Raw genomic sequence first — 26,456 nt, forward strand, 5'->3', positions numbered from 1 at the left:
ATGAGCGCCACGCAACGCACCGTCCGGCTTGGACTGATCGCCGCGCTCTTGGCAGGCGCAGCGGTGCCCTCTGCCGTTCTGGCAGAAACTCCGGCGGTAAAGGCCTTGCTGGATCAGGCCGCTTTCTGGCGGGCCAAGGGCCGGAATGATCTTGCCGATCAGGCCCTGCGCCGCGCGCGTGCGCTTGATCCAAAGGCGGCAGAGGCAGCACCTGCGCAGCCAAAAGCAGCAGCAGTGCCAAAGGCCCCAGCAGCAGCAGCTGCGCCCGTTGCAGCACGCGCCGCGCCTGTTCCGCGCAAAACGGCTGCCGCGCCCGTCCGCACGGCTGCGAACACTGCAGGCACAGCACGCGTCGCTGGGTTTTCCGCGCTCGATTCCGGCGATCTGGCTACAGCGGCCAACCGCTTTGAACGCGCGCTGGCAGTCAATCGTAACGATGGCGATGCGCTGGGCGGCCTTGGCATTGCGCGCCTGCGCCAAAGCCGCTTTGCTGAAGCGCGTGACCTGCTCGAACGCGCTTCACGCTTGCCCGGTGCGGCGCGCTGGACCGATGCGCTGGCATCGGCGCGCTTCTTCGGCGGGATAGCGGACGCGCGCGAAGCGCTCGACCGCGGCCTGCTCGACAAAGCACAGGCCATTGCCGAAGACACGGTGCGGCTTGGCTTTTCCCAGCCGCAGCCCGCGCTGGAATTGCTGGCGCAAGTCTATGAAAAGCAGGGCCGCTTTGCCGATTCTGCCGATCTCTATCGTCAGGCCAGTGCAGGCGGAGGCGCGGATGAAGCGCGCCTTGCCAGCCGTGCGGCGCGGGGCCGCGCGCTCGATGCCATGGCGCGCGGCGATGACTATGCTGCCGAACAGGAATTTCAGGGCGGCCTGCTGATTGACCGGAACGATCCGTGGATCCGCTATGAATTTGCCCGCTTCATGATCGGACGCGGACGCCGGGCCGAGGCGGAATCGCTGGTCGCCTCGCTCTCGCAATCGGCTGATCCAGATGCGCTCTATGCCGCTGCCCTTATCAACAAGGATTTGGGCAATCTGCTCGCCGCTTCGGCCTTGGTAGAGCGCGTGCCTGAAAGTCGCCGCAATCCGGCGATGCGCAACTTTGCCGTCTCGATCAAGATTGAGGCCGCGATTGCCCGTGCCAAGGCCTTGGCTGAAACCGGACAGAAGCCTGCCGCCATTTCAACCTTGCGCCAGATCGCCAGTCTGCCGTCACTTCCGGCGGCTCGTCGCGCCGATATTGCCGGTGCGCTGTTCGATTTGGGAGACGAGGCCAGCGCGTCAAGCCTTGCCCGCTCCGCGCTTGATGGCGAAATCACCGACCTTGGCGGCTATGATGCGCTGGTGCGCGTGCTGGCCAGCACCGGGCGCGATGATCTGGCCCGCGCCGCCTTGCAAAAGGCTTCGGCGCTGGGCGGGGCCTCGCCCGATGCTCAGCGTGCGGTTGCGCGTATGGCGGCGGGGCTGGCCATTTCGCAGGCTGACCGGATGCGCTTGGCGGGCCAGTTTGCCCCTGCATTCGATCTGCTGCAGGGCGCATGGAACGGTGCGCCGGATAATCCCGAAATCCTTGCTGCGCTGGCCCGGCTTTACCAAAGCGGCGGAATGTCTGCCCGCGCCGCGCAGTCCTATCAACTCGTTCTGCTCCGCGATGCGCGCAATCGTGAAGCCTTGCTCGGCCTTGCGCAGACCGCGCAGGCAGCAGGCGACCGCGACTTGTCAAAAGACGCTGCCGACCGTGCGCTGAGCGCTTACCCCACCGACTATCAGGTCCACCTCACGCTCGCGCGTGTGGCGCAAGACCGGGGTGACAAGGGCGCAGCCGTCCGCTTGCTCAAGCAGGCGCGCGAACTCTATGCCCGGCAGAATGGCGGCACCACGGATATTGCTCCCGGCGCCAATCCCTTTGCCGCAACGCTCGGTGCAGGCGATGCCAACCCCTTCCGCGCGCAGGGCTTTGCCGCTCCGGCCCCGGCTGCGGTCAACCCCTTTGCCCTAGGGAACAGCACGCGCCTGCCATCGCAGCCTGCCACGGGCGCAGGCTTGGCACCTCCGGGCTTTGCGCCGCAGCGGTTCGCTTCGGCCGCAGCAGCGGCACCGGTGCCACAGACGATTGCTCAAGCGCCGGCGGGCTGGGGAGGCGGCGCTGCGTCTGGGTCATTCGGAATGCCCGCCGCGGCCATGGCTCCCGGTGATGCCAGCTTCGGCACCGGTTACCCAACAGGTCCCGTCGATCCCGTACTCGCCGCCATCGCCTCGGATATCGAAGACTTGAGCGAGGACTCACGCCCCCGCGCCGATCTGCAAACCGGCTACCGCAGCCGCAAGGGCGAAGAAGGCCTCAGCGCGCTAAGCGAAATCAAGGGCACCGCCGAGCTTTCGACCGGCCTGATGGGCGGCCGCGTGCGTGCCCGTGCCGAGGCGGTGGTGATAGACTCAGGCCGCCCCACCGGATCAGCTCTCCAGCGCTTCGGCCAGAATGCGACGATCGAAGCCCAAGCCATCGTCGATGAAGAACGCGCTGCGCTTGTGCAGGCCCCGACCCAGCAAGCCTCGGGCGTCGCCTTCACGGTCGGCTACGCTGATCGCACCGTGCAAGTCGAAGGCGGCACCACACCCGTCGGCATGGGCGAAACCAAGGCCACGTTCCGCGCAGCCATCACGCCCGAACTATCCCCCGGCGTGCAGGCCAAGGCCTGGGTCGAACGTAAGCCGGTGACCGACTCCGTGCTGTCCTATGCCGGCACGCGCGATCCGGTGACGGGCCAGCGTTGGGGGCAGGTCATGCGCACCGGCGGCGGCGCGGGCTTCTCCTATGATCGCAATGGTAGCGGTGTTTATGGCGAGGCCTCCTACAACCGCTACAACGGCACCAACGTGCGTCAGAACACCGGGATCGAGGCCAATGTCGGCGGCTATATCCGCCTGATCAAGGGTGCGCGGTCACAATTGACCGGCGGGATCAACGCCAATTACCAGACTTACGACAACAACCAGAACTACTTCACTTATGGCCACGGCGGCTATTTCAGCCCGCAAAGCTTCCTGTCCATCGGCTTCCCGATCAACTACACGCTCGAAACCGATCGGATCAGCGCCAAGGCCAATCTGACACCGGGCTTCCAAAGCTTCAGCCAGGATGAAACCGCGCTCTATCCCACCGACCCGGCGCTGCAGGCCAATCTCGATGCGCTGAAGGACCTCAACACCGATGTGAGGGCGCGCTATGACAGCCTGAGCCGCACCGGATTTGCCATTTCGGCAGGGGGTGAGCTTTATTACAAGGTTTCCCCCAACACCCAGGTCGGCGGCAACGTTTCGTTCACAAGCTTCGGCCAATACGAGGAATTGCGCTCGCTGATCGGCATTCGGCAGGCGATTGGAGGAACCCGGTGATCCAGATGCCCTTGCGCGAAGCCTTCGGCAGCACCCGCTCGCCCGGCGTCCCTCTGATCCTGTCCGAAGTGGTCGCAGAGCTTGCCGATGCCGCTACGCCGCAGCAAATCGCGGCTTTCGGCTTTGCCATTGGGCAGCGGTTGGCAGCGCGCGTTCGGCTTGATCAGGTGGCAGACCTGAACGACCTTGAACTGCACCTAAACCGCCTCTGGAGCGATCTGGAGCTTGGCGAATCCCGGCTATACGCCGATGAGGCGGCGCTTGTCGTCAATCATGATCCGGGGCTGATGCGGCTCGATATGCTCACGCCCGCAGCCCGCCCGTTTCTGCTTGAGCTTCTGCGCGGCACATTCGACGGCTGCTTCAAGGCGCTGGGCAGCGCCCCCGGCGTGCAAACCCGCGCCGATTGGAAAGACCGGCTGATCGAAGTGCGTCATGGCCGGTGATCCGGGCGTTGATGCCAAAGTGCAGGTCAGTCGGCGCAATTTCACGCTCGGCGCTGTGGCGGTACTGACCGCGGCCTGCACCAAAGTTTCCCAAGGCAATGCCAAGGCGCAAGCCACGTTCTGGTCGCAATACCGCGAACGCTTCGTGCTGCCCACCGGCCGCGTGATCGACAACGGCAACGGCAACATCAGCCACAGCGAAAGCCAAGGCTATGGCATGCTGCTGGCCAGCTTCAACAACGACCGCAAAACCTTCGATTCACTGGCGCGGTGGACCGCCGACACGCTGCTCCGCCCGGATGTTGCGCTGCATGCGTGGAAGTATGATCCGCGCGAGCTTAACCCCGTGGCGGACCCGAACAACGCGACCGACGGCGATATGCTGATCGCTTGGGCGCTGGCCCGCGCGGCGCAGCAGTGGCAAGTGCCCGACTATGCCCAGCGCTCCCGCGCCATCCGGCAGGCGATCCGCAGCCGTCTGGTGGTGGAGCGGGCTGGACGTTTGGCGCTGCTGCCCGGGCTTCAGGGCTTTGCCGATCAGGCCCGCGTCGTGGTGAACCCCAGCTATTACATCTGGTCCGCGCTCGATGCCTTTGCCGCACTTGATGGCGAAGTCGTGTGGGCGCCGGTCATCGATGACGGGGTCAGGCTGTTGACCGATGCCCGCTTCGGGCCGCTGTCCTTGCCGGTGGACTGGTTCCAGATTGATAGCGCCGGCAAACTCGCCCCCGCCACTGACAAGCCGCCCCGCTTCGGCTTCGATGCCATCCGCGTCCCGCTTTATGCTGCTGCAGGCCGCCGCCTTGCGGTTGCCGAAACGGTGGTGGCGTGGTGGAAAACTCATGCCGATAACGGAAAGCCGATCCCGGCGTGGATCGACGTCCTCACCGGTGAAACCGCGCCATATGCGCTGTCAGAGGGCGGTATGGCCGCCGTCGGCCGCACAATGGGCAGCCCACAGCCCGATGTTCTGGCGCAAGACTACTACGCGGCAACCTTGCAAATGCTCTCCCGGGACATGATCTGATCGACCATGCGCAGCACCAACGATCAAACCACGGTCCGGCTCTATCACTTGTCCGATGGGCCGGATGGTGGAGCGGCTGAAACCCTATTCTACGGGCCTATAGATCAGGCCTTGCGGATCGCGTCCCAACAGCCTGAATCGGTGCAGGACGGGCTGTTTCTGGCCACGGACAACGATGTGATCGCTTACCTCGATCTGATCGGGGAATGACGCTTTTGGTTCGCACTGATCAAAGCGCCTCGCCAGCCGCCCGTCCGCTCGCCCAAGCCCACTGGAAGTTATAGCCACCCAACCAGCCGGTCACGTCAACCGCCTCGCCGATGGCATAGAGCCCCGGCACTTTGTTAGCTTCCATCGTCTTTTGCGATAGCGCCTTGGTGGAAATCCCACCTGCCATGACCTCGGCCTTGGCATAGCCTTCGGTTCCGTTGGGATGGAACGGCCAGTGCGCAAGCTGGTCCTGCACCGCACGCAAAGGCGCATCGCGGCATGTGCCAAGTTCACCCTCCAAGGCCAGCCGTCCGGCAAGCGTCTCTGCCAGCCGCTCTGGCAAACGCCGCGCCAACGCCGCACGCAAACCCGCCTTGGGCCGGGCGCGCTTTTCCTCGATCAGCCAGTCCGGTGCCTCATCGGGCAGGAAATCCACCGCAATCGGTGTGCGGTGCTGCCAATAGGACGATATCTGCAACATCGCCGGGCCAGACAGCCCCTTGTGCGTGAACAGCGCCGCCTCTCGAAACGCCGTCTTGCCCCACTGCGCCACGACGTTGGCCGAAACGCCGGAAAGCGAGCGAAACAGCGCCTCATCCTCCCCCAGCGTGAACGGCACAAGGGCAGGGCGGGTCTGTACCATCGGCAGCCCAAAGCGCCGCGCCACGTCCATCGCAAAGCCGGTCGCGCCCATTTTCGGGATCGACAGCCCGCCCGTGGCCAGCACCAGCGCGGGGGCCTGATGCTCCTGCCCGTCCAAGGTCACACGGAACACACCATCTGCATGCTCCACAGCCGAAACCGCCTGCCCAAAGGCAAAACGCACCCCGCCATTGCGGCATTCGGCCATCAGCATATCGACGATCTGCCGCGCCGATCCATCGCAGAACAACTGCCCCAGCGTCTTTTCATGCCAGGCAATGCCGTGCCGGTTCACCAGATCGATGAAGTCCGCAGGCGTATAGCGCGCCAGCGCCGACCGCGCGAAATGCACGTTTTCAGAGATGTAGCGATCCGCTGCCGTGTGGATATTGGTAAAGTTGCAGCGCCCGCCGCCCGATATCAGGATCTTCTTCCCCGGCTCGTCGGCATGGTCCACTAGCAGCACGCGCCGTTCGCGCTGTCCGGCCGTCAGCGCGGCCATCAGCCCCGCCGCGCCTGCGCCGATAACAATGGCGTCGTAGCTTTGCGCGCTCACGTCAGCACATCTGCTGCCAGCGCCTCGGCCACCTTGATCCCGTCCACCGCTGCCGAAAGGATGCCGCCGGCATAGCCAGCTCCTTCGCCCGCCGGATAAAGCCCACGCGTGTTCAGGCTCTGGCAGTCCCGCCCGCGCGTGATCCGTACCGGGGCCGATGTGCGCGTCTCCACGCCCGTCATCACCACATCGGGATGATCATAGCCGGGCACCATACGTCCGAACACCGGCAGAGCCTCGCGGATCGCTTCAATCACATAGTCGGGCAGACACTTCTTGATTTCGGTCAGATGGACACCCGGCTGATAGCTCGGGATCACATCGCCAAATTCGGTGGAAGGCCGGTCTGCCAGAAAGTCGCCCAGCTTCTGCCCCGGTGCCATATAGTTGCGCCCGCCCGCTTCAAAGGCAAGGCTCTCCCAATGCCGCTGAAACGCCATGCCCGCCATCGGCCCACCGGGATAATCGCGGTCAGGATCGATATCGACCACCAGCCCGGAATTGGCGTTGAACTCCGCGCGCGAATACTGGCTCATGCCATTGGTCACCACGCGGCCTTCCTCGCTCGTCGCCGCCACCACGCGCCCGCCCGGGCACATGCAGAACGAATAGACTGTGCGCCCGTTGCTGGCTTTGTGCGAGATGGAATAGGCCGCCGGGCCAAGGATCTTGTTCCCCGCATTGGGGCCATAGCGTGCCTTGTCGATCCACCCTTGCGGATGCTCGATCCGCACGCCGATGGCAAAGGGCTTGGCCTCCACATGCACGCCCCGGTCGAACAGCACCTGAAACGTATCGCGCGCCGAATGGCCCACCGCCATGATCACATGCCGCGCAGGCAGGAACGATCCGTCTGACAAATGCAGGCCGACCAGTTGCCGCGCACCGTCCGCGCCGGTCTCAACCTCGAAATCCTCGACCCGCGTCTGGAACCGGTATTCCCCGCCAAGGCTCTCAATCGTTTCGCGCAGGGACATGACCATCGTCACCAGCCGGAACGTGCCGACATGCGGATGCGCTTCGGTGAGAATATCCTCGGGCGCACCCGCTTTCACAAACTCGACCAGCACCTTGCGCCCCAGATGGCGCGGATCCTTGATCCGGCTGTATAGCTTGCCATCGGAAAACGTGCCCGCACCACCTTCGCCAAACTGCACGTTCGATTCAGGCTGCAACACCGATTTGCGCCACAGCGCCCAGGTGTCCTTCGTCCGCTCGCGCACGGCCTTGCCGCGCTCGATGATGATCGGCTTCAGCCCCATCTGCGCGAGGATTAGTGCTGCCAGCAGCCCGCAAGGCCCTGCGCCGATCACAACTGGGCGCTGGCCGTCCCAACCCGCCGGGGCCATGACCGGAAACTTGTAGGAAAGATCAGGCGTGGGCTTCACGTTCTGGTCGCCCGCAAGCCGCTCAAGCACTTCGGCCTCATCACGCACCACGCAATCGATCACGTAAGTAAGAAGGATCGCATGCTTTTTGCGCGCATCGTTGCCGCGCCGGAAAACCTGGTAGCGTTCGAGATCCGCGGCCGTGATGCCCAGCCGCGCGCAGATCGCCGGCGCCAAGTCCTCAGCCGCATGATCGAGCGGCAGTTTCAGTTCATTGATACGAAGCATGGCGCCGCCCTAGCGAAAACGCGCGGGCGGCGCCACTTGTGCGTTAGGCGGTAAACGGCCCCGCAAAAGCAATCTCGCTCACTGGTTTGCGGTCGCTCACCACTTCGCGTTCCTGCAGCATCTCGGGCAGGTTCTTCACATCGCCCTGCTTGCCGATCACGAAGGCCATCTCCACGCGGAAACCTTCGGGCAGGTTCAGCACTTCACCCGCCTTGTCAAAGTCCACCCCGGTCATGCCGTGGGTGTGATAGCCCATATGCATGGCCTGCAGCGCTGCACTGGCCCATGCTGCGCCTGTGTCAAAGCTGTGGCTGTGGTTGGGGTTGTTGCCCTTGTCGCTGCGCATGAACTCGTCCGACACGGCATAGACCAGCACGCCTGCATCCTTGGCCCAGCTCTGGTTGAACGGCACCAGTGCCGAAAGGAACGCTTCGAAATTCGCATCGCCCTTGTGCGCAAAGGCAAAGCGCCATGGCTGGTAGTTATAGGCGCTGGCGGCAAGGCCAGCGGCTTCGAAGATTACGTCAAGGTCTGCCTGCGGTACAGCCGAACCATCAAAAGCGCGCGGGCTCCAACGGTCAACGATCAGCGGCAGGACCTGGGGGGAAGCGGTACGGGTCATCGGGATACTCCTTGGTGTGATGTTCTAATTTCAGGCTGCGTCGACCAGCACAAGCTCGGCGTCTTCCAGCGCGGTAACGATGATTTCGGTCACGCCGGTGATAGCCAAGCCATCGCGGGCATTGGCCTCAACATCGCCGATGCGGACCTTGCCTTTGGCCGGAACCAGATAGGCATGGCGATCTTCGGTCAGGGCGTAGCGCACCGTTTCACCCGCCTTCACCGTGGCACCCAGCACGCGGGCATTGGCGTTAATCATCAGCACGTCGGTGTCTCCGGCAATGCCCGAAGCCAGCGGCACGAACTGGCCTTCCCGGCTGTCCTTGGGGAAGGGGCGGGCACCCCAGCTTGGTGCATGGCCGCGGCGATCGGGGATGATCCAGATCTGGAACAGGCGGGTTTCCTCGTCCTCCAGATTGAATTCCGAATGCGCGATGCCAGTGCCTGCCGACATGACCTGCACGTCGCCGGCTTCGGTGCGGCCTTCGTTGCCCAGGCTGTCGCGGTGGGTAATTGCGCCCCTGGTCACATAGGTGATGATTTCCATGTCGCTGTGCGGATGGGTGGGAAAGCCGCTCTTTGCCGCGATGCGGTCGTCGTTCCATACGCGCAGAGCACCCCAATTGACGCGCGCCGGATCATGGTATCCGCCGAACGAGAAATGATGGTGCGCATCCAGCCAGCCATGGTTGGCCGCGCCGATTGAGGCAAAGGGCCGCAATTCGATGTGGGGCTTGGTAAGGGTCTGGGTCATGGCGAGGTCTCCTGTCGGACGGTTTGCGTTCCGTCCTGATGGAGTGGAACTAGGCCTTGCACGCCTTTCGGAATATCCCGATAAAATCGATCAGGATGTTCGAAATACTTGAATGGTAATCTTGAAACGCATACGCTCTTTACCCCAACCCCGCTCACCCTGAGCCTGTCGAAGGGTGCTGGCGCAACCTGCTTAGACAGGCTCAGCATGAGCGGGTTGTATTGACGGAGGAACGCATACTGATGGACATTGGCCAGCCAACGCTCGATCAATTGCGGTTGTTCCTCGCCGTGGTCGATGAAGGCAGCTTCAATGGCGCCGCGCGCAAACTGGGCCGGGCGATCTCGGTCGTAAGCTACGGCATCGTCACGCTCGAAACTCAGTTGGGGGTCGCGCTGTTTGATCGCGAAGGCTCACGCAAGCCGGTGCTCACGCCAGCAGGCAAGGCCATGCTGGCGCAGGCGCGCGCTGTTGCGGACGACGTCGATGCGCTCATAGCAGGCGTGCGCAATTTCAACCAGGGGCTTGAGGCCGAACTTGGCCTTGCCATTGACGTGATGTTCCCAACCCCATTGCTCGCGGCCATCTTGCGCGAATTTCAGGACCTGTACCCCACCGTCCTGCTGCGCTTGCATGTCGAATCACTCGGCGCAATCGCCGCGCTGGTGGTGGATGGCCAGGCACAACTGGGCATCGGCGGCCCCGAACTTGTCGCAGCACCCGATCTTGAGCGCGAGGCGATTGGCGAGGTGGATCTGCTCCCCGTTGCCGCACCCGATCACCCTTTGGCGCGCATGGATAAGGTTCCGCCGGGCGAGGCGCGCAAGCACCGTCAGCTTGTTCTCACCGACCGGTCAAAACTGACCGAAGGCCGCGATTTCTCGGTCTTCGCGGCCAGCACATGGCGGCTGGGCGATCTCGGTGCGCGCCACGCCTTGCTGCGTGAAGGCATTGGCTGGGGAAGCATGCCGCTGCATCTGATCGAAAGCGATCTCGCCTCAGGCCGCCTCAAGCGGCTCGCAATCCCCGAATGGCCAGGCATGGCCTATCGCTTCCACGCGCTGTGGCGGCGCGATTGCCCTGGCGGCCCGGCGCAAACATGGCTGCGCGATGCTTTCAGGCAGCGCCTGAGGAACCTTATGACTCCGCAACCTTGAGCAGGGCAGATCGCAGACACCGGCACACCACCTCATCGCGCTGGTTGATCAGTTCGTGTTTGAAAGTCACGATCCCGGCATCAGGCCTCGATTTGCTGGCGCGCAGTTCCACCACCTCGCTCGTCGCGCGCATCGTATCGCCGATGAACACGGGCGCGGGCATCACCAGCTTGTCATAGCCAAGGTTCGCCACCAGCGTGCCCAGCGTAGTGCCTCCCACCGAAAGCCCTACCATCAGCGCGAAGGTGAAAGTCCCGTTGACCAAAATCTGCCCAAACTCGCTGGCCTTGGCCGCCTCGGCATCGATGTGCAAAGGCTGCGGATTGTGCGTCATGACCGAGAACAGCAGGTTGTCCGTCTCGGTCACTGTGCGCCGGATTTCATGCGCGATCATATCGCCCACCTGCCACTGATCAAAGTAACGCCCTGCCATAACTCAAATCCCTGATTTCCGTTCGTGTCGAGCGAAGTCGAGACACTGGCGCGCGGTGTCTCGACTTCGGGCTAAGCCCGAAGTTTACCCTGAGCAAGTCGAAGGGCTCGACACGAACGGGTAAAGGCTATTCTGCCTTCTCAATCCGCACCAACAGCGCCTCAACCTGCACCTGCGCGCCTGCAACCGCATTCAACTCGGCCACCACGCCATCGAACGGAGCCGTCAAGGCATGCTCCATCTTCATAGCCTCAAGCACCAGCAACTTCTGCCCCTTGGCGACAGTCTGCCCCGCCTCGACATCGACGGAAATGACCTTGCCGGGCATGGGGGAGAGGATCGCACCGTTACCAGCCACACCCGCATTCGACGCGTTATAGCGCTGTGAAACAGTCAAGCACTCGCCGTCAGCAAACACGTAAAGCCCATTCGGTGCAGGTTCAGTCGAAACAAACTCTTCTGTCCAGTTGCCATCCATCTTGATTGTTTGTCGTTCGTTCGAAAGGAAAAACGAAGCAGACAACTCAGGATCACGGTTTAACCGCAAGCCGACGCAATGTCTCCAAGGATTGGCAAGTGATGCGCTAGCCAGTTCACTGGCAACCGATCCATAGGTCTTACCGCCAAGCGGCGCGGCGCTCTGGCTTAGCAATGCAATCGCTGCTTCTCGCTTCAACTTTCCAGCGATTGGGGTGAGGTCTGTCAGGTGTTCCTGATTTTGCTCGATGAAGGCAGTCGTAATGCTCCCTTCGATGAAACCAGGGTGGCGCAGAACCCGCGTCAGAAAACCTGCATTTGTCTTGCCGGGAGCTACTTCAGTTCCCGAGCATACTTCCGCCAGATCTGAAATTGCCGAGGCGCGATCCCTGCTATGCACAACGATTTTTGCGATCATAGGATCGTAAAAGCTCGAAATCACATCAGTGCGGTTCAAGCCACTTTCTATACGAACGCTGATCCCGCTTGGTGTGGGAATGATCAAATGGTCAATCTGTCCGGGGCTCGGCAAAAACCCCTTCGCCGGGTCCTCCGCATAAAGCCGCGCTTCCATCGCCCAGCCGTTGATGCTCAGCTCATCCTGCCGCTTGGGCAAAGCCTCACCCGAAGCCACGCGCAACTGCCATTCCACCAGATCGACGCCGGTGATTTCTTCGGTCACCGGATGCTCCACCTGCAACCGCGTGTTCATTTCCATGAACCAGATGCGGTCGGCGCGCAGGCCTTCCGATCCGTCGGCGATGAACTCGATGGTGCCTGCGCCCTCATAGTCCACCGCCTTGGCCGCGCGCACCGCTGCGCCGCACACCGCCTCGCGCGTGGCCTCGTCCATGCCCTGGGCAGGGGCCTCCTCGATCACCTTCTGGTGCCGCCGCTGCAATGAACAATCACGCTCGAACAGGTGGACGACATTGCCGTGGCTATCGCCGAACACCTGCACCTCGATGTGCCGGGGCGAGAGGATGTACTTCTCAATCAACACCCGATCATCGCCAAACGAAGACGCCGCCTCACGACGGCATGACGCCAAAGCCTCGGCAAAATCGGCATAGCTTTCTACCCGCCGCATCCCCTTGCCGCCGCCACCGGCCACCGCCTTGATCAGCACTGGATACCCGATAGCATCGGCCTCTGCCTGCAAGCGCTCGGGCGATTGATCCTCGCCCAGATACCCCGGCGTCACCGGCACCCCCGCCGCAATCATCCGCGCCTTGGCCGCATCCTTTAGCCCCATTGCGGTAATCGAGGCAGGCTTCGGCCCAACCCACACCAGCCCGGCATCGATCACGGCTTGCGCAAATTCGGCGTTCTCCGAAAGAAACCCATACCCCGGATGGATCGCCTCGGCCCCCGTGGCCTTGGCCGCCGCAATGATCCTGTCCCCGCAAAGATAACTCTCCCGCGCAGGCGAGGGACCAATATGCACCGCCTCATCGGCAGAGCGCACGTGCAGCGCATTGCGGTCAGCATCGGAATAGACCGCCACCGTGCGGATGCCCATGTTCCGCGCAGTACGGATAACCCGGCAGGCGATCTCGCCACGATTGGCGATGAGGAGGGAAGAAATCATAAATCATCACCCAAAAACTCCTCCCCGGAACGGGGAGGTGCCCCGCAGGGGCGGAGGGGCCGAAGGCTATCAGCATAAGCAACAATCGAAGCCGCAGCCAACGCGAGATCTTTGAGGACATCAGCCGCCGGAATGCGCAGAACTGTCCAGTCCAACGCAGCCAAAGCAGCGTCCCGCTTCAAATCCCGCGCCGGCCTGTCGCCCATGTTGTGAACAATCCCGTCAATCTCGATCAGCAGCCTTCGATCAAGACAGGCGAAGTCCGCCACGTAGCCAGAAACCGCAAACTGCCGACGGAACTTCAGACCCATTGGCTTGCCCCGCAACTCGCGCCACAGCAGCACTTCGGGTAATGTCATTTCGCGCCGGAGTTTTCGCGCGCGCTCAGTCTGAGTGGCGGATGCGCCGACAGTTCGGTGCTGGACACGCGGCTTTTCGACCCCTCCGTCAGCGCTTCGCACTGCCACCTCCCCGTTCCGGGGAGGATTTTGGCTGGCGCCCCTCACATTCGGAACACCCCAAACCGGGGCGCCTCCGCAATCGGTGCCTGCAAACAAACCTCCAGCGCAAGCCCCAGCACATCCCTTGTCTGCACCGGATCAATCACCCCATCATCCCACAGCCGCGCCGTGGCGTAATAGGGATTGCCCTCGTCCTCATACTTCTGCCGCACCGGAGCCTTGAAGGCCTCGGCCTCCTCAGGCGTCCATTTGTCCGCATCGCGATGCACCGTGGCCAGCACGCTCGCCGCCTGCTCCCCGCCCATCACGCTGATCCGCGCATTGGGCCAGGTGAACAGGAAACGCGGCTGATAGGCCCGCCCGCACATGCCATAGTTGCCCGCGCCGAAGCTGCCGCCGATCAGCACGGTGATCTTCGGCACTTGCGCCGTGGCAACAGCCGTCACCAGCTTTGCGCCATGTTTGGCAATGCCTTCGGCCTCATACTTGCCACCCACCATGAAGCCCGAAACGTTCTGCAAAAACAGCAATGGAATCCGGCGCTGGCACGCCAGTTCGATGAAATGCGCCCCCTTCTGCGCGCTTTCGGAAAAGATCACGCCGTTGTTGGCCAGGATCGCCACCGGCTTGCCCCAGATATGCGCAAAGCCGCAGACCAGCGTTGCGCCATACAGTGCCTTGAACTCGTGAAACTCGCTGCCATCCACGATCCGCGCAATCACCTCATGCACATCATAGGGCGCGCGCACATCATCAGGGATGATCGAATAGAGATCCTCCGCTGGATAAACCGGAGGCCTCACTTCCCGCGCCCCCGCGAAGGCGGGGGCCTCAGGCCATAGCGCACGACTGCCCGAGGCCCCCGCCTGCGCGGAGGAGCCAAGGTGACTGATGATATCCCGCACAATCGTCAGCGCATGCTCATCATTGTCGGCCAGATGATCGACCACGCCGCTCTTGCGCGCATGCAGATCACCGCCGCCCAGCGCCTCGGCAGAAATCTCCTCGCCCGTCGCTGCCTTCACCAACGGGGGACCTGCCAGAAAGATCGTACCCTGTTCGCGCACTATCACCGATTCATCCGACATTGCCGGAACATAAGCCCCACCAGCGGTGCATGATCCCATCACGCTGGCAATCTGCGGAATGCCCAGCGCACTCATGTTCGCCTGATTGTAGAAGAACCGCCCAAAGTGATCGCGGTCAGGAAAGACCTCCGCCTGATTGGGCAGGTTCGCCCCACCGCTGTCCACCAGATAGACGCACGGCAGCCGGTTTTCCTGAGCGATTTCCTGCGCGCGCAGATGCTTCTTCACTGTCATCGGGAAGTAGGTGCCGCCCTTGACCGTCGCGTCATTGGCAAAGATCATGCACTGGCGGCCCGAAACCCGGCCAATGCCCGCGATGATCCCCGCACCCGGCACTTCATCGCCATACATGCCGTTGGCAGCGAGTTGCCCGATCTCCAGAAACGGCGATCCCGGATCAAGCAGCCGCTCGACCCGGTCTCGCGGCAACAGCTTCCCGCGCGAAACATGGCGCTCCCGGCTGCGCTCGTCCCCGCCCAATGCGGCCTTGGCCACGCGCTCGCGCAGTTCCTTGGCCAGTCCCAGATTGTGCGTCCTGCGCGCCTGGGCCTGCTCTGAAGACAGGTCGACAGCGCTCGAAAGAACTGGCCCGCTCATTACCTTGCTCCGATCAATTCACGCCCGATCAGCATGCGCCGGATTTCGTTCGTCCCCGCGCCAATATCCAGCAGCTTGGCATCCCGCAGATAGCGTTCCACTGGCCAGTCCTTGGTATATCCCGCACCGCCCAAAGCCTGCACCGCCTCACCGGAAACACGGAACGCATTCTCGCTCGCCAGCAGGATGGCGCCCGCAGCATCAAACCGCGTCGTCTCCCCAGCGTCACACGCCTTGGCCACCGCATAGACATAAGCCCGCGCCGACTGCATCCCCACATACATGTCGGCGATCTTGGCCTGCATCAGCTGAAACGTGCCAATCGGCTGCCCGAACTGCTTGCGCTCCCGCACATAGGGAATGACGGTGTCCAGACACGCCTGCATGATGCCGATCTGCATTCCCGCCAGCACCACGCGCTCATAATCTAGCCCGCTCATCAGCACGCCCACGCCGCCGTGCAGCGGCCCCATCACGTTGTCTTCGGGCACAAAGCAATCGTCGAACACCAGTTCACAAGTCGGACTTCCCCGAAGCCCCATCTTGTCGATCTTCTGCCCGATGGAGAAACCCGGCATGTCCTTTTCAATAAGGAATGCGGTGATGCCCCGGCTGCCCGCATCGGGTGATGTTTTGGCGTAAACCACCAGCGTATCGGCATATGTGCCGTTGGTGATCCAGAACTTGGTTCCGTTCAGCCGGAACCCGCCTGCCACCGGCTCGGCGCGCAGCTTCATAGAAACCACATCTGATCCCGCACCCGCTTCCGACATCGCCAGCGCACCCACATGCTCGCCCGAAATCAGCTTGGGCAGATATTTCGCCTTCTGCTCGTCATTCCCCCAGCGGCGGATCTGGTTGACGCAAAGGTTTGAATGCGCACCATAACTCAGCCCCACAGACCCTGACGCCCGGCTCACTTCCTCCACCGCAATCACATGGTCCAGATAGCCCAGGCCCAGCCCGCCAAGCTCCTCCTCCACGGTGATGCCGTGCAGGCCCAGCGCCCCCATCGGCTCCCACAATTCGCGCGGGAAACGGTCATTGCGGTCGATCTCGGCGGCCAGCGGCGCGATCTGTTCATCGGCAAAGCGGCCTGCCGCCTCGCGGAGCATCATTGCGCTTTCGGTCAGGCCGAAGTCGAAATCGGGCGTCGCACGCATCGTGGCATCCTCTCAAAATCTTTTCACACGGAACCTATCATCACCAAACCATCGCTCAAAATTGATTTATAGCCCAGTTTACGATAGGTTTTTCCTATGATGAAACGCGCGCACTTACGCCAGTTCCTTGCCCTCGTCGAAACCGGAAACTTCACCCGCGCGGCGGAACGTCTGGCCATCTCGCAACCGACGCTGTCAGCCGCTATTGCCGAACTTGAACGCCTTGCCGGCACCCGCCTGTTCGCGCGCGAGAGGCGGCAGGTGCGGCTGACCGAAGCAGGCACGCGCCTTGTCACACATGCCCGCGCGATAGAGCGTGAATTCCGCGCCGCCGAAGCTGCCTTCGCCGATGCGCCCGCGCCGCTCAGTCCGCTGCGGCTTGGCGTTTTGCCCTCCATCGCCACGGCCATGCTCTCGGCCACGGTACGGCGCTTTACTGGCCCGCAACCGCTGGTGCTTTCAGAAGGCACCGATGCGGAACTGCGCCGCAAACTGGGGGAAGGGCAGATTGACGCGGCGCTTACCCTGCTGCGCCCGGAAGATGCTGAACACCCGTCGCTTGCGCTCCTCGACGAAGGCTACCGCCTGTTCATGTCCGAAGGCCACGCGTTTGCCGGTGCCGCAATGCTAGAGGCTCGCGATGTCGCCGCCGAAACCATGATCGCGCGCCGCAGTTGCGAAATCCTCAGCGAAACCAGCCGCTGGTTCACGCAGCGCGGCGTGCGCCCGCCCTTCTTCCTGCGTTCAACCAACGATGATCGCTGCATCGAAATGGTCCGCGCCGGGATGGGCGTCACCACCGCACCACAATCGCTGCTGCGTGAAGGTTTGGTCGCGGTGCCGCTGGCGCAATACGATTTCCGCCGCACATTGGGCCTTATCGCAGCGCGCGAAAGACCGGATTTGGTGGAGGCGGGAAGTGCTTTGGCCGATGCCTGCCGTGGTGGGCTCAGCTGAAAATCACTTTACAGCGTAAAGCAACCGGCCTTCACCCAAGCGTGCAAGAACGCCGTCGATGTCCTTGTCCGAAAAAGCAAAGCATCCCTGGCTGCGGCCGATGCGGCCCTGATTTTGTGCCATTTCATCGCTGACATAGCTGGCTGCGTGGATCACGATGCCCCGCTCCATCGCAGCGCTGTTCACGTCCTCAAGCCCGATCAGGCGGCGTGACCGGCCATGTTTGCCGCTATAGGCAACGCCGGTCAGAAACGCGCCCTTGCTGGAGGCATAAGAGCCGTACTGGTTGGAAAACCGCTGAACCCAGCCGCTGTTCGCCGGGTCCGATCCGCTACCGTGTGAAACAAGATGGGATGCCACCAGTTTGCCCGCTTCCATATCGATCAGATGGAACCGGGCCTCGCGCGAAGCCTTGGAAAAATCGACTAGTCCGACAAGATCGCGATGCCGGATAAGGCCACCATGCGCATCTAGTGCCGCCGCTGCACGCTGCACCACCAAAGGCCGCGTGGGGCGTGAAAAGGGTGAAATATCAGGTTCTTTAGGGGGTGTTACAGCTATAGCAGCGGGGCTGCCGAGCGGGCCACTCACCAGTGCGGTGCCCGTTGCTGCAATCATGGCGCTCAAAAACTTGCGCCGGTCTGGAACCATTTTGCGAACCCTCGGTTGCTACCATGACCAAACTGTAAGCGTTGCAGCGCATCTGCAAGGGCCACCGATCACCCTTGCGATGAGACGTGCCTGACGCGCCGTCTGACGTTTTGGTCGCAACCTTTCAGCTTTAAGCCGTCCAATCGGTGGGCGTTTTGATATGTCCAACCCGATGTGTGATTCAGGCCGGACCGGCCAGCGGCGGATCGCGTTGAACCATGAATCCGTAAGTCTCATTTTGCCAACGGAAACCGGGGGTTAGGTGGCTCTCCCAGTCGCTTGCGTGCATGCCGGTGTCATCTAGGTGCATCTTGGTGCACTTCAGGATTTGCCACGTTCCGTCCTCTGGAAAGCACTGCATCTCCGAAATTATCGAGGAACGCCATGCAGATAGCTCGCATGTAAAAGCCTCAAGCGCCAGATCTCGCCGCTCCCAGTCGATCCAAGTGATCTCGTTGTCCTGCGCATAGGCATTGTTGTTCCCGCGCTGGTTCCGCCCGAATTCGTCTCCGGCTGTCAGCATAATCGTGCCGGTGGAAATGAACAACGTGCCAAGCAGCGCGCGGACATAGGCGGCGCGTGCAGCGAGCACATCCGAGTTGTCAGTATCGCCATCTATCCCATTGTTCCAGCTGAAGTTTTCGCCATGTCCATCGCGGTTCTGCTCGCCATTGGGCCAGTTGTGGCGCTCTTCGTAGGCGAGCATGTCGGCCAACGTGAAGCCATCGTGTGCGGCGAGGAAATTGACCGAGCGGCAAGCTTTGCCGAAGATATCCGCAGATCCTGCAATCCGCGTCGCCAGCAGGCCCAATCCAGCCTCACCTTTCCAGAAGCGACGGACGTCATCACGAAATCTGTCGTTCCATTCCAGCCAGTTAGGTGGGAAAGATCCTAACTGGTATCCGCCGGGACCGATATCCCACGGTTCGGCAATCAGGATGCGGTCTGCCAGCACAGGGTCGGCGGCAATCTCGGCAAAGATCGGCGCATCGGCGGCAAAGCCGGGGCTGCGCGCCATGATCGGGGCGAGATCGAAGCGAAATCCGTCGACACCGCAATGGCTTACGAAGTGGCGCAGGGTATCGAGCGCAAGTTCGCGGACGGCAGGGTTGCCGAAATCCAATGTATTTCCGCAGCCGGTATCGTTGATCAAGCTGCCATCTGGCGCGCGTGCATAAGCCGCATCATCCAGTCCGCGCAGCGAGATGACGGGGCCGAGAACATCGGATTCTCCGCTATGATTCAATACGATATCGAGGATCACGCCGATCCCTTCAGCACGAAGTGCGGCCACCGTATCGCGCAGTTCGGCCACGCCGCCGGGGCACAGGCGCGGATCGAGTGCCATCGTGGCAACGGGGTTGTATCCCCACGCATTGGACAGGCCGAGCGGAGGCAGGTGGCGCTCGTCTATCCATGCGACGATGGGCATGAGTTCCACCGCTGAAACGTGCAAGCGTTTGAGATGATTGATAATTGATGGGTGGGCGAGTGCTGCCACGGTGCCTCGGATGCTTTCGGGCACATCAGGGTGCAGCATGGTGAAGCCGCGAACGTTAAGTTCGTAGATCAGTCTGCCGTGGCGGAATAGTGGCGGGGCGGGGTCTACCGGTGCGGGTGAGGAGACGACCGCGTGTGGAACTATCGCAGCCGTATCAAAGCCATAGGCTGACAAGCTGGGATCGTAGGAGAAGGGCCGATCAAGTTCCACCGCGTGGGGATCGACCAGCAGCTTGGTGGGATCAAACCACAACCCGGCGGGTGGATTCCATTCGCCGGAGGCGCGGTAGCCATACCGGGTTCCGCGCAAATCGCCTTTGATTTCAACGGTCCAGTTGTCACCATCCCGCGCCATCGGCACGCGCTGTTCGGCGTGGCCTTCAAACAGACAGAGCGTCAGCGCTTCGGCGCGGGGGGATCGGACGGTGAAGCGGGTCTTGCCGTCCGCTATTTGGACTCCCGGCTTCACGTCACCACATCAGGTGCCGAGCGACCGGTGTGGCTGGCTATGCCTGCTATTGCGTCTGCCGCAACGATCAATTCTGCAAGCATTTCAGGGGTTTCGCGGTCCAGATCGCCTCCGACCGGTTCATAGCGTTCAAGATAGACGCGCAAGGTTGCACCTTCTGTGCCAGTGCCGGAGAGGCGGAAGACGACGCGCGAGCCGCCCACGAACATCACGCGCACGCCCTGATTGCTGCTGGTCGAGCCATCGACAGGATCGAGGTAGGAGAAGTTGTCCGCCTCGGCAATTTCCAGCGATCCGAAGGACTTGCCAGACAGAGTTGCCAGCGAATTCTTCAGTTCCGCCATTAGCGCATCGGCCTTATCCGTCGGCAGCGCCTCATAATCATGGCGGGCGTAGTAGTTGCGGCCGAACTTGGCCCAATGCTCCCGCGCGAGCGCATCGACGCTGATCTTGCGGACGGCGAGGATGTTGAGCCAGAGCAGCACGGCCCACAGGCCATCCTTTTCGCGCACGTGATCACTGCCAGTCCCGGCGCTTTCCTCGCCGCAGATCGTGGCCATGCCAGCGTCGAGCAGATTTCCGAAGAACTTCCAGCCGGTTGGCGTTTCGAAGGCGGGCAGGCCCATGGCTTCGGCCACGCGGTCTGCGGCGGCGCTTGTCGGCATCGAGCGGGCTATGCCTTTGAGACCGCTGGCATATCCCGGCGCAAGGTGCGCGTTGGCGGCGAGCATGGCCAAGCTGTCTGACGGGGTGATGAAGCGGTGCCGCCCGACGATCAGGTTGCGGTCCCCGTCACCATCAGACGCCGCGCCGAAATCGGGGGCGTCGGCGGCAAACATGGTATCGAACAGTTCGTGAGCATGGACCATGTTGGGATCGGGGTGGTGGCCGCCGAAGTCTTCAAGCGGCACGCCGTTGCGCACCGTGCCCTTGGCAAAGCCCAAGCGATTTTCGAGAATTTCGGTTGCGTATGGGCCGGTGACGGCGCTCATCGCGTCAAATGCCATCGTGAAACCGGAAGCGACGTTGGTTCGTATCGCGTTGAAATCGAACAGCGATTCCATCAATTCGGCATAGTCGGCGACGGAATCGATCACTTCGACCGTCAGTGGACCGACCTGCATGGTGCCCAGCGTGTCGAGGTCGACATCGGGCGCGTCTACGGACATCCAGCGGTCGATCGTCTGCGTGCGGGCATAGATGGCGTCGGTTACGATTTCGGGGGCGGGGCCGCCGTTGGCGATGTTGTATTTTATGCCGAAATCTTCATCAGGGCCGCCGGGGTTGTGGCTGGCCGAGAGGATCAGCCCGCCTGAGGCGCCGTATTTGCGGATTACGTTGGAGGCGGCGGGTGTCGAAAGGATGCCGCCTTTGCCGACGAGAACCTTGCCATAGCCGTTGGCAGCAGCGATGCGGATCGTTTGCTGGATGACGGTGCGGTTGTGGTAGCGACCGTCTCCGCCGAGGACCAGCGTGCTGCCGGGCGCGCGTTCCACCACATCGAACACCGCCTGCACGAAGTTTTCAGCGTAGTTATCTTGCTGAAAAACTTTCACCTTCTTGCGCAGGCCGGAGGTGCCGGGCTTCTGGCCGGAATAGGGCGTGGACGGAACGGTACGGGTCATGGGTTCTCCGCAATGAGGCTGGCGTAGAGATCCGCATAGGCTTTGCCCGAACGGCTCCACGAGAAGTCTGTTTTCATGCCGGCGCGCTGGATGGCACGCCACGTGTCGCGTTGCCAGTAGAGTGTTACGGTTCGGGTGATGGCATCGGCCAGCGCGGCATAATGGACACCATCGAACTGCACGCCGGTGGCAACGCCACCCATCACGGCAGCAAGGTTGGCGTCGATCACCGTATCGGCAAGGCCCCCGGTGCGTGCGACGACGGGGACGCAGCCATAGGCGAGGCCATAGAGCTGGGTGAGGCCGCAGGGTTCGAAGCGGGAGGGCACGAGGATCGCATCGCCGCCCGCCTGCATCCGGTGGCTGAGCGCTTCGTCATAGCCGATACGCACGGTGACTTTGCCGGGGTGGCGCATGGCGGCGGCGTGGAAGGCGTTTTCCATCGCCCTGTCACCCGAACCGAGCAGCGCGAGACGTCCGCCGATGCCGACGAGGTGGTCGATGCATTCGAGCAGGACATCGATGCCTTTTTGCCAAGTGAGGCGAGTGATGACCACAAACAGCGGGCCCTCGCCGGGTTCGAGCGCGAATTCGGCTTCGAGCGCACGCTTGTTGACTTCACGCTTAGCCAAGGATTTGACGCCGAATTTTGCCTTTAGCGCGGGGTCTGTTTCAGGGTTCCACTGGAGAGTGTCGATGCCGTTGACGATGCCGTGGACCCGGTTATGGCGGCTGAGGATCAGGCCTTCGAGGCCCATGCCGAATTCAGGTGTGCGGATCTCGCGCGCATAAGTGGGGCTAACGGTGGTGATGGCGCTGGCAGCTTCCATGCCGCCCTTCAGGAAACCGATGCCGCCGTGATATTCGATGCCATCCATTGCAAAAGCTTGCGGCGGCAGGCCAAGGGCGGGGAACAAGTCTGCACCGTAGTGGCCCTGAAAGGCCATGTTATGGATGGTCATGACCGATGGGATGCGGCTGCCACTTTCGGGTGGGGCGAAGCGGAGATAGGCCAGTGCCATGGCGGCTTGCCAATCGTGCGCGTGGGCCAGATCAAACTTGCGGCCTTTGACAGCGCCGCCTGCCACATCGGCAGCGGCCCGGCTGAAGGCGGCGAAGCGGCGCCAGTTATCGGCCCAATCGCGGCCTGCGCCATCGACATAGGGGCCGCCATCACGCTGGAAGAAGGCGGGGGCATCAACCACCAGCAGCGGGTGGCCATCAATCTTGCCGCCCAAGAGCCGCGCCTTTTCGCCCAGCAGGCTGTCCCACATGTGCAGGGCGCGGGAGCGAGAGAGGGCTTTCATGACAGCCGGGTAGCCGGGCAGGATCGTGGTCATCTCCACGCCGTGGGGCGCGACGGCGGCGGGCAGTGCGCCCGCCACATCGGCGAGGCCGCCGGTCTTGATCAGCGGGACGGCCTCTGATGCGATGGAGAGGACTTTCATATGGCGGTTGCTCTGTGAAAGGCCCACCCCCGACCCCTCCCGCTTGCGGGAGGGGGGAAGAAGGAGCGCGCCCTCCCGCTTGCGGGAGGGGGGAAGAAGGCCTGCGCCGGTTTGCCAATTCTCATACCAGCTGGTCGATCATCCGTTTGGTTATGAGACATACGCCGTTTTCCGAGCGGCGGAAGCGGCGGGCGTCGAGTTCGGGGTCTTCTCCCACGACGAGGCCTTCGGGGATGCGGACGCCGGAATCGATAATCACCCGGCTGAGCCGCGCGTTGCGGCCGATGTTGCAATAGGGCAGGATCACCGCCTCTTCGCAACTTGAGAAGGACCCCATCTTCACGCCGGTAAACAGCAGGCTGCGCTTAGCAATCGCGCCCGAGACGATGCAGTCCTGCGAGATCAGCGAGGAAATGGCCATGCCGCGACGGCCATCCTGATCATGCACGAACTTGGCCGGTGCGGCGATGATCTGGTCGGTCCAGATCGGCCATTCACGGTCATACATGTCGAGTTTGGGCACGACATCGGTCAGATCGAGATTGGCATCGAAATAGGCATCGAGCGTGCCCACGTCGCGCCAGTATTCTTCGATTTCCTCGGCCGCGCGGATGCATGATGCGGTGAAGCGGTGGGCGACGGCTTTGCCGTTCTTGACGATCTTGGGGATGATATCGTTGCCGAAATCGCGGCTGGAGTTCGGATCGTCAGCATCTTCCTGCAGCATCTGGAACAGGAACTTGGTGTCGAACACGTAGATGCCCATCGAGGCGAGCGCCATGTCTTCGTTGCCGGGGATACCGGGGGGATTGGCGGGTTTTTCGATGAAATCAGTGATCGTGTCAGCGTTGTCCACCGCCATGACGCCGAAACCGGTTGCTTCCATGCGGGGGACAACGAGGCAACCGATTGTGACGTCTGCCTTGCTCTCCACGTGCTGGCGCAGCATCAGCTCGTAATCCATCTTGTAGATGTGATCACCGGCCAGAATGACCATGTATTTGGGGGCGTACGATGCAATGATATCAATGTTCTGGAACACGGCATCTGCGGTGCCTTCATACCAGTGATCTTCCGACACGCGCTGCGAAGCGGGCAGGATATCGAAGCTTTCGTTGCGTTCGGGCCGCATGAAGTTCCACGCGCGCTGCATGTGGCGGATCAGCGAGTGCGCCTTGTACTGCGTGGCAACGCCGATGCGGCGAATGCCTGAATTGATCGCGTTCGACAGCGCGAAATCGATGATCCGCGATTTGCCCGCGAAATAGACCGCTGGTTTGGCGCGGTTGTCTGTCAGTTCCTTCAGCCGACTGCCGCGTCCGCCTGCAAGGACATAGGCCATGGCATCGCGCGCCAGTGGCTGTGAGTAAGTCTCGCGCATCCCGTATCCCTCCGTTTTTTATCCTTCAAACTCAAGTATCAGCGTGGCGAGTGGTGGCAGGACCACGAAGGCCGCACCGTGCTGCGCCTGCACTTCACCCAGATTGCCGATGCCGCTGCCGCCGTAGTCCTGCGCATCGCTGTTCAGCACTTCGCGCCACGCGCCATCATGTGGCAGGGGCAGGCGATAGTGATCGTGGACGGCGGGCGTCATGTTGCAGATAACGGCCACGGGCTTTGCTCCCGGTGCCTTGCGCAGCCATGCGAAGACCGAGGCCTGGGCATCATCGACCACCAGCCATTCAAAGCCCTCCGGCTCACAATCGCGGGCGTGGAGGGCGGGGCGGGTGGCATAGACGCGGTTGAGATCGCGGACCCAGCGGCGGACGCCTTCGTGCGCGGGGGCCTGCAGCAGATCCCAGTCGAGGCTGCGCGCCTCGCTCCATTCGCGGCGCTGGGCGAATTCCTGGCCCATGAAGAGCAGTTTCTTGCCGGGATAGCCCCACATCATGCCGTAATAGGCGCGCAGATTTGCGAACTTCTGCCAATCATCGCCGCTCATCTTAGTAAGCAAGCTGCCCTTGCCGTGGACGACTTCGTCATGGCTGATGGGCAGGACGAAATTTTCGCTGAAGGCGTAAGTCAGGCCGAAGGTGATCTCGTTGTGGTGATACTGGCGGTGGATGGGATCACGCGCCATGTATTGCAGCGTATCGTGCATGAAGCCCATGTTCCATTTGAAGCCGAAGCCCAAGTGTTCGCGCGGGGCTTCGTCAAAGGCGGGCTTGCTGACGCCGGGCCATGATGTGGATTCCTCGGCAATCGTCAGGAACCCGGCGTGGGTCTGATAAACAGCGCGGTTCATAGCTTTGAGGAATTCAACCGCTTCCCAGTTTTCGCGCCCGCCTTCGGCGTTGGGAATCCATTCGCCCGCTTTGCGCGAATAATCGCGGTAGAGCATCGAGGCGACGGCATCCACGCGCAGGCCATCGACATGGTAGCGTTCAGCCCAGAACAGCGCGTTGTTGACGAGGAAGCTGACGACTTCGCGGCGGCCGAAGTTGTAGATCAGCGTGTTCCAATCGGGGTGGAAGCCCAGACGCGGATCGGCGTGTTCGTAGAGCGCGGTGCCATCGAAATTGACGAGGCCGTGCTCATCAGTGGGGAAGTGGGCGGGAACCCAGTCGATCAGCACCGAAACGCCTGCGCGGTGCGCGCCATCGATGAAGCGGGCGAAGCCTTCGGGCGGGCCGAAACGCGCAGAGGGCGCGTAGAGACCGGTGGTCTGATAGCCCCAACTGGGGTCATAGGGATGTTCGGACACCGGCAGGAATTCGATATGGGTGAAGCCCATTTCGGTGACGTAGGGGATCAGCCGGTCGGCCAGTTCGTCCCACGTGTAGAAGCCTTCGTCATGGGGCTTTTGCCACGATCCGGGGTGGACTTCATAGATCGACATCGGCTGGCGGCGGGCATCGACGCTGGCCCAGTGGGCACGATGGCCTTCATCGCCCCAGTCCATTTTTACCGGATGTGCGGTGATCGACGCGGTACTCGGGCGGAATTCGGCAGCTTGCGCGTAAGGATCGGCCTTAAGCGGGAGCACGGTGCCATCGGCGCTGACGACGCGGTATTTGTAGGTGCGATGTTCGCCAATGTCGGGGATGAACACTTCCCACACGCCGATATCGGCGCGGCGGCGCATCGGGTGGCGGCGGTGGTCCCAATCGTTGAAATCACCGACGACGCTGACGAGGCTGGCATTGGGTGCCCAGACTGCGAAGTGGACGCCGCTGGCCCCCTCATGCTCGATCAGGTGCGCGCCCATCTTGTCAAACAGGCGCAGGTGGGTGCCCTCGGCGATCAGGAAATCGTCGAGGGGCCCAAGGACCGGGCCGAAGGAATAGGCGTCTGTGACCAGCCATTCGTGGGTGCCTGCTGTGCAGGCGTAACGCACGGGCTGGCGCGGGCCTTTGACTTTGCCTTCGAACAGGCCGCGCCCGTCGACACGGGTCAGTTTGCCGAGCAAATTGCCGTCAAGCGACCAGGCGACGGCTTCATCTGCGCCGGGCAGGACGGCGCGAGCAAATGCACCGTCCGGCCCTTCATGGATGCCAAGGACCGAGAATGGATCGGCGTGCGTCCCGTTCAGCAGGGCTTCGATGGCGCTCGCCGGTGGTTTCATTGC

The 26,456-nt window shown here is 62.3% G+C and carries 21 protein-coding genes; 6 read left to right on the top strand and 15 right to left on the bottom strand.

Translation table 11 applies throughout. The features are described 5' to 3' along the window. The 4 genes from AC2A1F_RS14080 to AC2A1F_RS14095 are packed head-to-tail and all read left to right on the top strand — an operon-like array spanning position 1 to position 5,082. Positions 1–3,399 carry a cellulose biosynthesis protein BcsC gene (locus AC2A1F_RS14080; protein ID WP_484209391.1) on the top strand — a complete coding sequence of 1,133 codons (3,399 nt, stop codon included), beginning with the start codon at positions 1–3 and terminating at the stop codon, positions 3,397–3,399. 5 nt (positions 3,400–3,404) lie between these two features. Next, on the top strand, positions 3,405–3,845 hold the full coding sequence (gene bcsD / locus AC2A1F_RS14085; RefSeq protein WP_484209603.1) for a cellulose biosynthesis protein BcsD: 441 nt from the start codon (positions 3,405–3,407) through the stop codon (positions 3,843–3,845). Further along, positions 3,835–4,872, top strand: a complete 1,038-nt coding sequence (locus AC2A1F_RS14090) for a family 8 glycosyl hydrolase (RefSeq protein ID WP_484209392.1) — start codon at positions 3,835–3,837, stop codon at positions 4,870–4,872. The genes bcsD and AC2A1F_RS14090 overlap by 11 nt, the downstream gene beginning before the upstream one ends. A 6-nt stretch (positions 4,873–4,878) precedes the next feature. Beyond that, on the top strand, positions 4,879–5,082 hold the full coding sequence (locus AC2A1F_RS14095) for a hypothetical protein (RefSeq protein WP_484209393.1): 204 nt from the start codon (positions 4,879–4,881) through the stop codon (positions 5,080–5,082). A 19-nt stretch (positions 5,083–5,101) separates the two neighbouring features. Here AC2A1F_RS14095 and AC2A1F_RS14100 read toward each other — a convergent pair whose 3' ends face one another. From AC2A1F_RS14100 to AC2A1F_RS14115, 4 genes are read right to left on the bottom strand one after another with little or no spacing between them, the layout of a single operon-like run. Then, a complete protein-coding gene (locus tag AC2A1F_RS14100; protein ID WP_484209394.1) occupies positions 5,102–6,280 on the bottom strand; it encodes a BaiN/RdsA family NAD(P)/FAD-dependent oxidoreductase in 1,179 nt (392 codons plus the stop codon). Then, a complete protein-coding gene (locus AC2A1F_RS14105; protein ID WP_484209395.1) occupies positions 6,277–7,896 on the bottom strand; it encodes an NAD(P)/FAD-dependent oxidoreductase in 1,620 nt (539 codons plus the stop codon). Before AC2A1F_RS14105 ends, AC2A1F_RS14100 begins: the two co-directional genes overlap by 4 nt. A 43-nt stretch (positions 7,897–7,939) precedes the next feature. Further along, positions 7,940–8,518, bottom strand: a complete 579-nt coding sequence (locus AC2A1F_RS14110) for a nitroreductase family protein (RefSeq protein ID WP_484209396.1) — start codon at positions 8,516–8,518, stop codon at positions 7,940–7,942. Between the two features lie 30 nt (positions 8,519–8,548). Then, entirely contained in the window at positions 8,549–9,271 is a 723-nt protein-coding gene (locus tag AC2A1F_RS14115) for a pirin family protein (protein WP_484209397.1), read from the bottom strand. A gap of 242 nt (positions 9,272–9,513) precedes the next feature. Between AC2A1F_RS14115 and AC2A1F_RS14120 the strand changes: the two genes are divergently transcribed. After that, entirely contained in the window at positions 9,514–10,428 is a 915-nt protein-coding gene (locus tag AC2A1F_RS14120; RefSeq protein ID WP_484209398.1) for a LysR family transcriptional regulator, read from the top strand. Here AC2A1F_RS14120 and AC2A1F_RS14125 read toward each other — a convergent pair. The 5 genes from AC2A1F_RS14125 to AC2A1F_RS14145 form a co-directional block, all read right to left on the bottom strand. Beyond that, on the bottom strand, positions 10,409–10,861 hold the full coding sequence (locus AC2A1F_RS14125; RefSeq protein WP_484209399.1) for a MaoC family dehydratase: 453 nt from the start codon (positions 10,859–10,861) through the stop codon (positions 10,409–10,411). The genes AC2A1F_RS14120 and AC2A1F_RS14125 overlap by 20 nt on opposite strands. Positions 10,862–10,988: 127 nt before the next feature. Continuing rightward, on the bottom strand, positions 10,989–12,929 hold the full coding sequence (locus AC2A1F_RS14130; protein WP_484209400.1) for an acetyl/propionyl/methylcrotonyl-CoA carboxylase subunit alpha: 1,941 nt from the start codon (positions 12,927–12,929) through the stop codon (positions 10,989–10,991). After that, a complete protein-coding gene (locus tag AC2A1F_RS14135) occupies positions 12,926–13,396 on the bottom strand; it encodes an endonuclease domain-containing protein (protein WP_484209401.1) in 471 nt (156 codons plus the stop codon). The genes AC2A1F_RS14130 and AC2A1F_RS14135 overlap by 4 nt, the downstream gene beginning before the upstream one ends. A 35-nt stretch (positions 13,397–13,431) precedes the next feature. Further along, entirely contained in the window at positions 13,432–15,075 is a 1,644-nt protein-coding gene (locus tag AC2A1F_RS14140; RefSeq protein ID WP_484209402.1) for a carboxyl transferase domain-containing protein, read from the bottom strand. Beyond that, positions 15,075–16,238, bottom strand: a complete 1,164-nt coding sequence (locus tag AC2A1F_RS14145) for an isovaleryl-CoA dehydrogenase (protein ID WP_484209403.1) — start codon at positions 16,236–16,238, stop codon at positions 15,075–15,077. The genes AC2A1F_RS14140 and AC2A1F_RS14145 overlap by 1 nt, the downstream gene beginning before the upstream one ends. 99 nt (positions 16,239–16,337) lie before the next feature. Here AC2A1F_RS14145 and AC2A1F_RS14150 point away from each other — a divergent pair, with 99 nt between their 5' ends. Then, a complete protein-coding gene (locus AC2A1F_RS14150; RefSeq protein WP_484209404.1) occupies positions 16,338–17,195 on the top strand; it encodes a LysR family transcriptional regulator in 858 nt (285 codons plus the stop codon). Between the two features lie 3 nt (positions 17,196–17,198). On the opposite strand, the gene AC2A1F_RS14155 is transcribed toward AC2A1F_RS14150, so the two are convergent. From AC2A1F_RS14155 to glgB, 6 genes are all read right to left on the bottom strand, one after another. Continuing rightward, positions 17,199–17,813 (bottom strand): murein L,D-transpeptidase catalytic domain family protein, encoded by a 615-nt coding sequence (locus AC2A1F_RS14155; RefSeq protein ID WP_484209405.1) that lies wholly within the window; start codon positions 17,811–17,813, stop codon positions 17,199–17,201. Between the two features lie 214 nt (positions 17,814–18,027). Beyond that, positions 18,028–19,815, bottom strand: coding sequence for a glycogen debranching protein GlgX (glgX, locus tag AC2A1F_RS14160; RefSeq protein WP_484209406.1), 1,788 nt, complete (start codon positions 19,813–19,815; stop codon positions 18,028–18,030). Continuing rightward, positions 19,812–21,440, bottom strand: coding sequence for an alpha-D-glucose phosphate-specific phosphoglucomutase (locus AC2A1F_RS14165; protein ID WP_484209407.1), 1,629 nt, complete (start codon positions 21,438–21,440; stop codon positions 19,812–19,814). Before AC2A1F_RS14165 ends, glgX begins: the two co-directional genes overlap by 4 nt. Next, the gene (glgA, locus tag AC2A1F_RS14170; RefSeq protein ID WP_484209408.1) at positions 21,437–22,888 is read right to left on the bottom strand and encodes a glycogen synthase GlgA; all 1,452 of its coding nucleotides are present in this window, start codon (positions 22,886–22,888) and stop codon (positions 21,437–21,439) included. The genes AC2A1F_RS14165 and glgA overlap by 4 nt, the downstream gene beginning before the upstream one ends. A gap of 121 nt (positions 22,889–23,009) precedes the next feature. Then, positions 23,010–24,269 (bottom strand): glucose-1-phosphate adenylyltransferase, encoded by a 1,260-nt coding sequence (gene glgC, locus AC2A1F_RS14175; protein ID WP_484209409.1) that lies wholly within the window; start codon positions 24,267–24,269, stop codon positions 23,010–23,012. An 18-nt stretch (positions 24,270–24,287) separates the two neighbouring features. Next, on the bottom strand, positions 24,288–26,453 hold the full coding sequence (gene glgB, locus AC2A1F_RS14180) for a 1,4-alpha-glucan branching protein GlgB (RefSeq protein WP_484209410.1): 2,166 nt from the start codon (positions 26,451–26,453) through the stop codon (positions 24,288–24,290). Between the last annotated feature and the right edge of the window lie 3 nt (positions 26,454–26,456).

The organism is Novosphingobium sp. HNCC26BN242 (assembly GCF_057180525.1).

Bases quoted from the DNA above. Each gene is read 5' to 3' on its own strand.
- AC2A1F_RS14080 (WP_484209391.1), top strand. From the start codon at position 1: ATGAGCGCCACGCAACGCACCGTCCGGCTTGGACTGATCGCCGCGCTC.
- bcsD (WP_484209603.1), top strand. From the start codon at position 3,405: ATGCCCTTGCGCGAAGCCTTCGGCAGCACCCGCTCGCCCGGCGTCCCT.
- AC2A1F_RS14090 (WP_484209392.1), top strand. From the start codon at position 3,835: ATGGCCGGTGATCCGGGCGTTGATGCCAAAGTGCAGGTCAGTCGGCGC.
- AC2A1F_RS14095 (WP_484209393.1), top strand. From the start codon at position 4,879: ATGCGCAGCACCAACGATCAAACCACGGTCCGGCTCTATCACTTGTCC.
- AC2A1F_RS14105 (WP_484209395.1), bottom strand. From the start codon at position 7,896: ATGCTTCGTATCAATGAACTGAAACTGCCGCTCGATCATGCGGCTGAG.
- AC2A1F_RS14110 (WP_484209396.1), bottom strand. From the start codon at position 8,518: ATGACCCGTACCGCTTCCCCCCAGGTCCTGCCGCTGATCGTTGACCGT.
- AC2A1F_RS14115 (WP_484209397.1), bottom strand. From the start codon at position 9,271: ATGACCCAGACCCTTACCAAGCCCCACATCGAATTGCGGCCCTTTGCC.
- AC2A1F_RS14120 (WP_484209398.1), top strand. From the start codon at position 9,514: ATGGACATTGGCCAGCCAACGCTCGATCAATTGCGGTTGTTCCTCGCC.
- AC2A1F_RS14125 (WP_484209399.1), bottom strand. From the start codon at position 10,861: ATGGCAGGGCGTTACTTTGATCAGTGGCAGGTGGGCGATATGATCGCG.
- AC2A1F_RS14130 (WP_484209400.1), bottom strand. From the start codon at position 12,929: ATGATTTCTTCCCTCCTCATCGCCAATCGTGGCGAGATCGCCTGCCGG.
- AC2A1F_RS14140 (WP_484209402.1), bottom strand. From the start codon at position 15,075: ATGAGCGGGCCAGTTCTTTCGAGCGCTGTCGACCTGTCTTCAGAGCAG.
- AC2A1F_RS14145 (WP_484209403.1), bottom strand. From the start codon at position 16,238: ATGCGTGCGACGCCCGATTTCGACTTCGGCCTGACCGAAAGCGCAATG.
- AC2A1F_RS14150 (WP_484209404.1), top strand. From the start codon at position 16,338: ATGAAACGCGCGCACTTACGCCAGTTCCTTGCCCTCGTCGAAACCGGA.
- AC2A1F_RS14155 (WP_484209405.1), bottom strand. From the start codon at position 17,813: ATGATTGCAGCAACGGGCACCGCACTGGTGAGTGGCCCGCTCGGCAGC.
- AC2A1F_RS14165 (WP_484209407.1), bottom strand. From the start codon at position 21,440: ATGACCCGTACCGTTCCGTCCACGCCCTATTCCGGCCAGAAGCCCGGC.
- glgA (WP_484209408.1), bottom strand. From the start codon at position 22,888: ATGAAAGTCCTCTCCATCGCATCAGAGGCCGTCCCGCTGATCAAGACC.
- glgC (WP_484209409.1), bottom strand. From the start codon at position 24,269: ATGCGCGAGACTTACTCACAGCCACTGGCGCGCGATGCCATGGCCTAT.
- glgB (WP_484209410.1), bottom strand. From the start codon at position 26,453: ATGAAACCACCGGCGAGCGCCATCGAAGCCCTGCTGAACGGGACGCAC.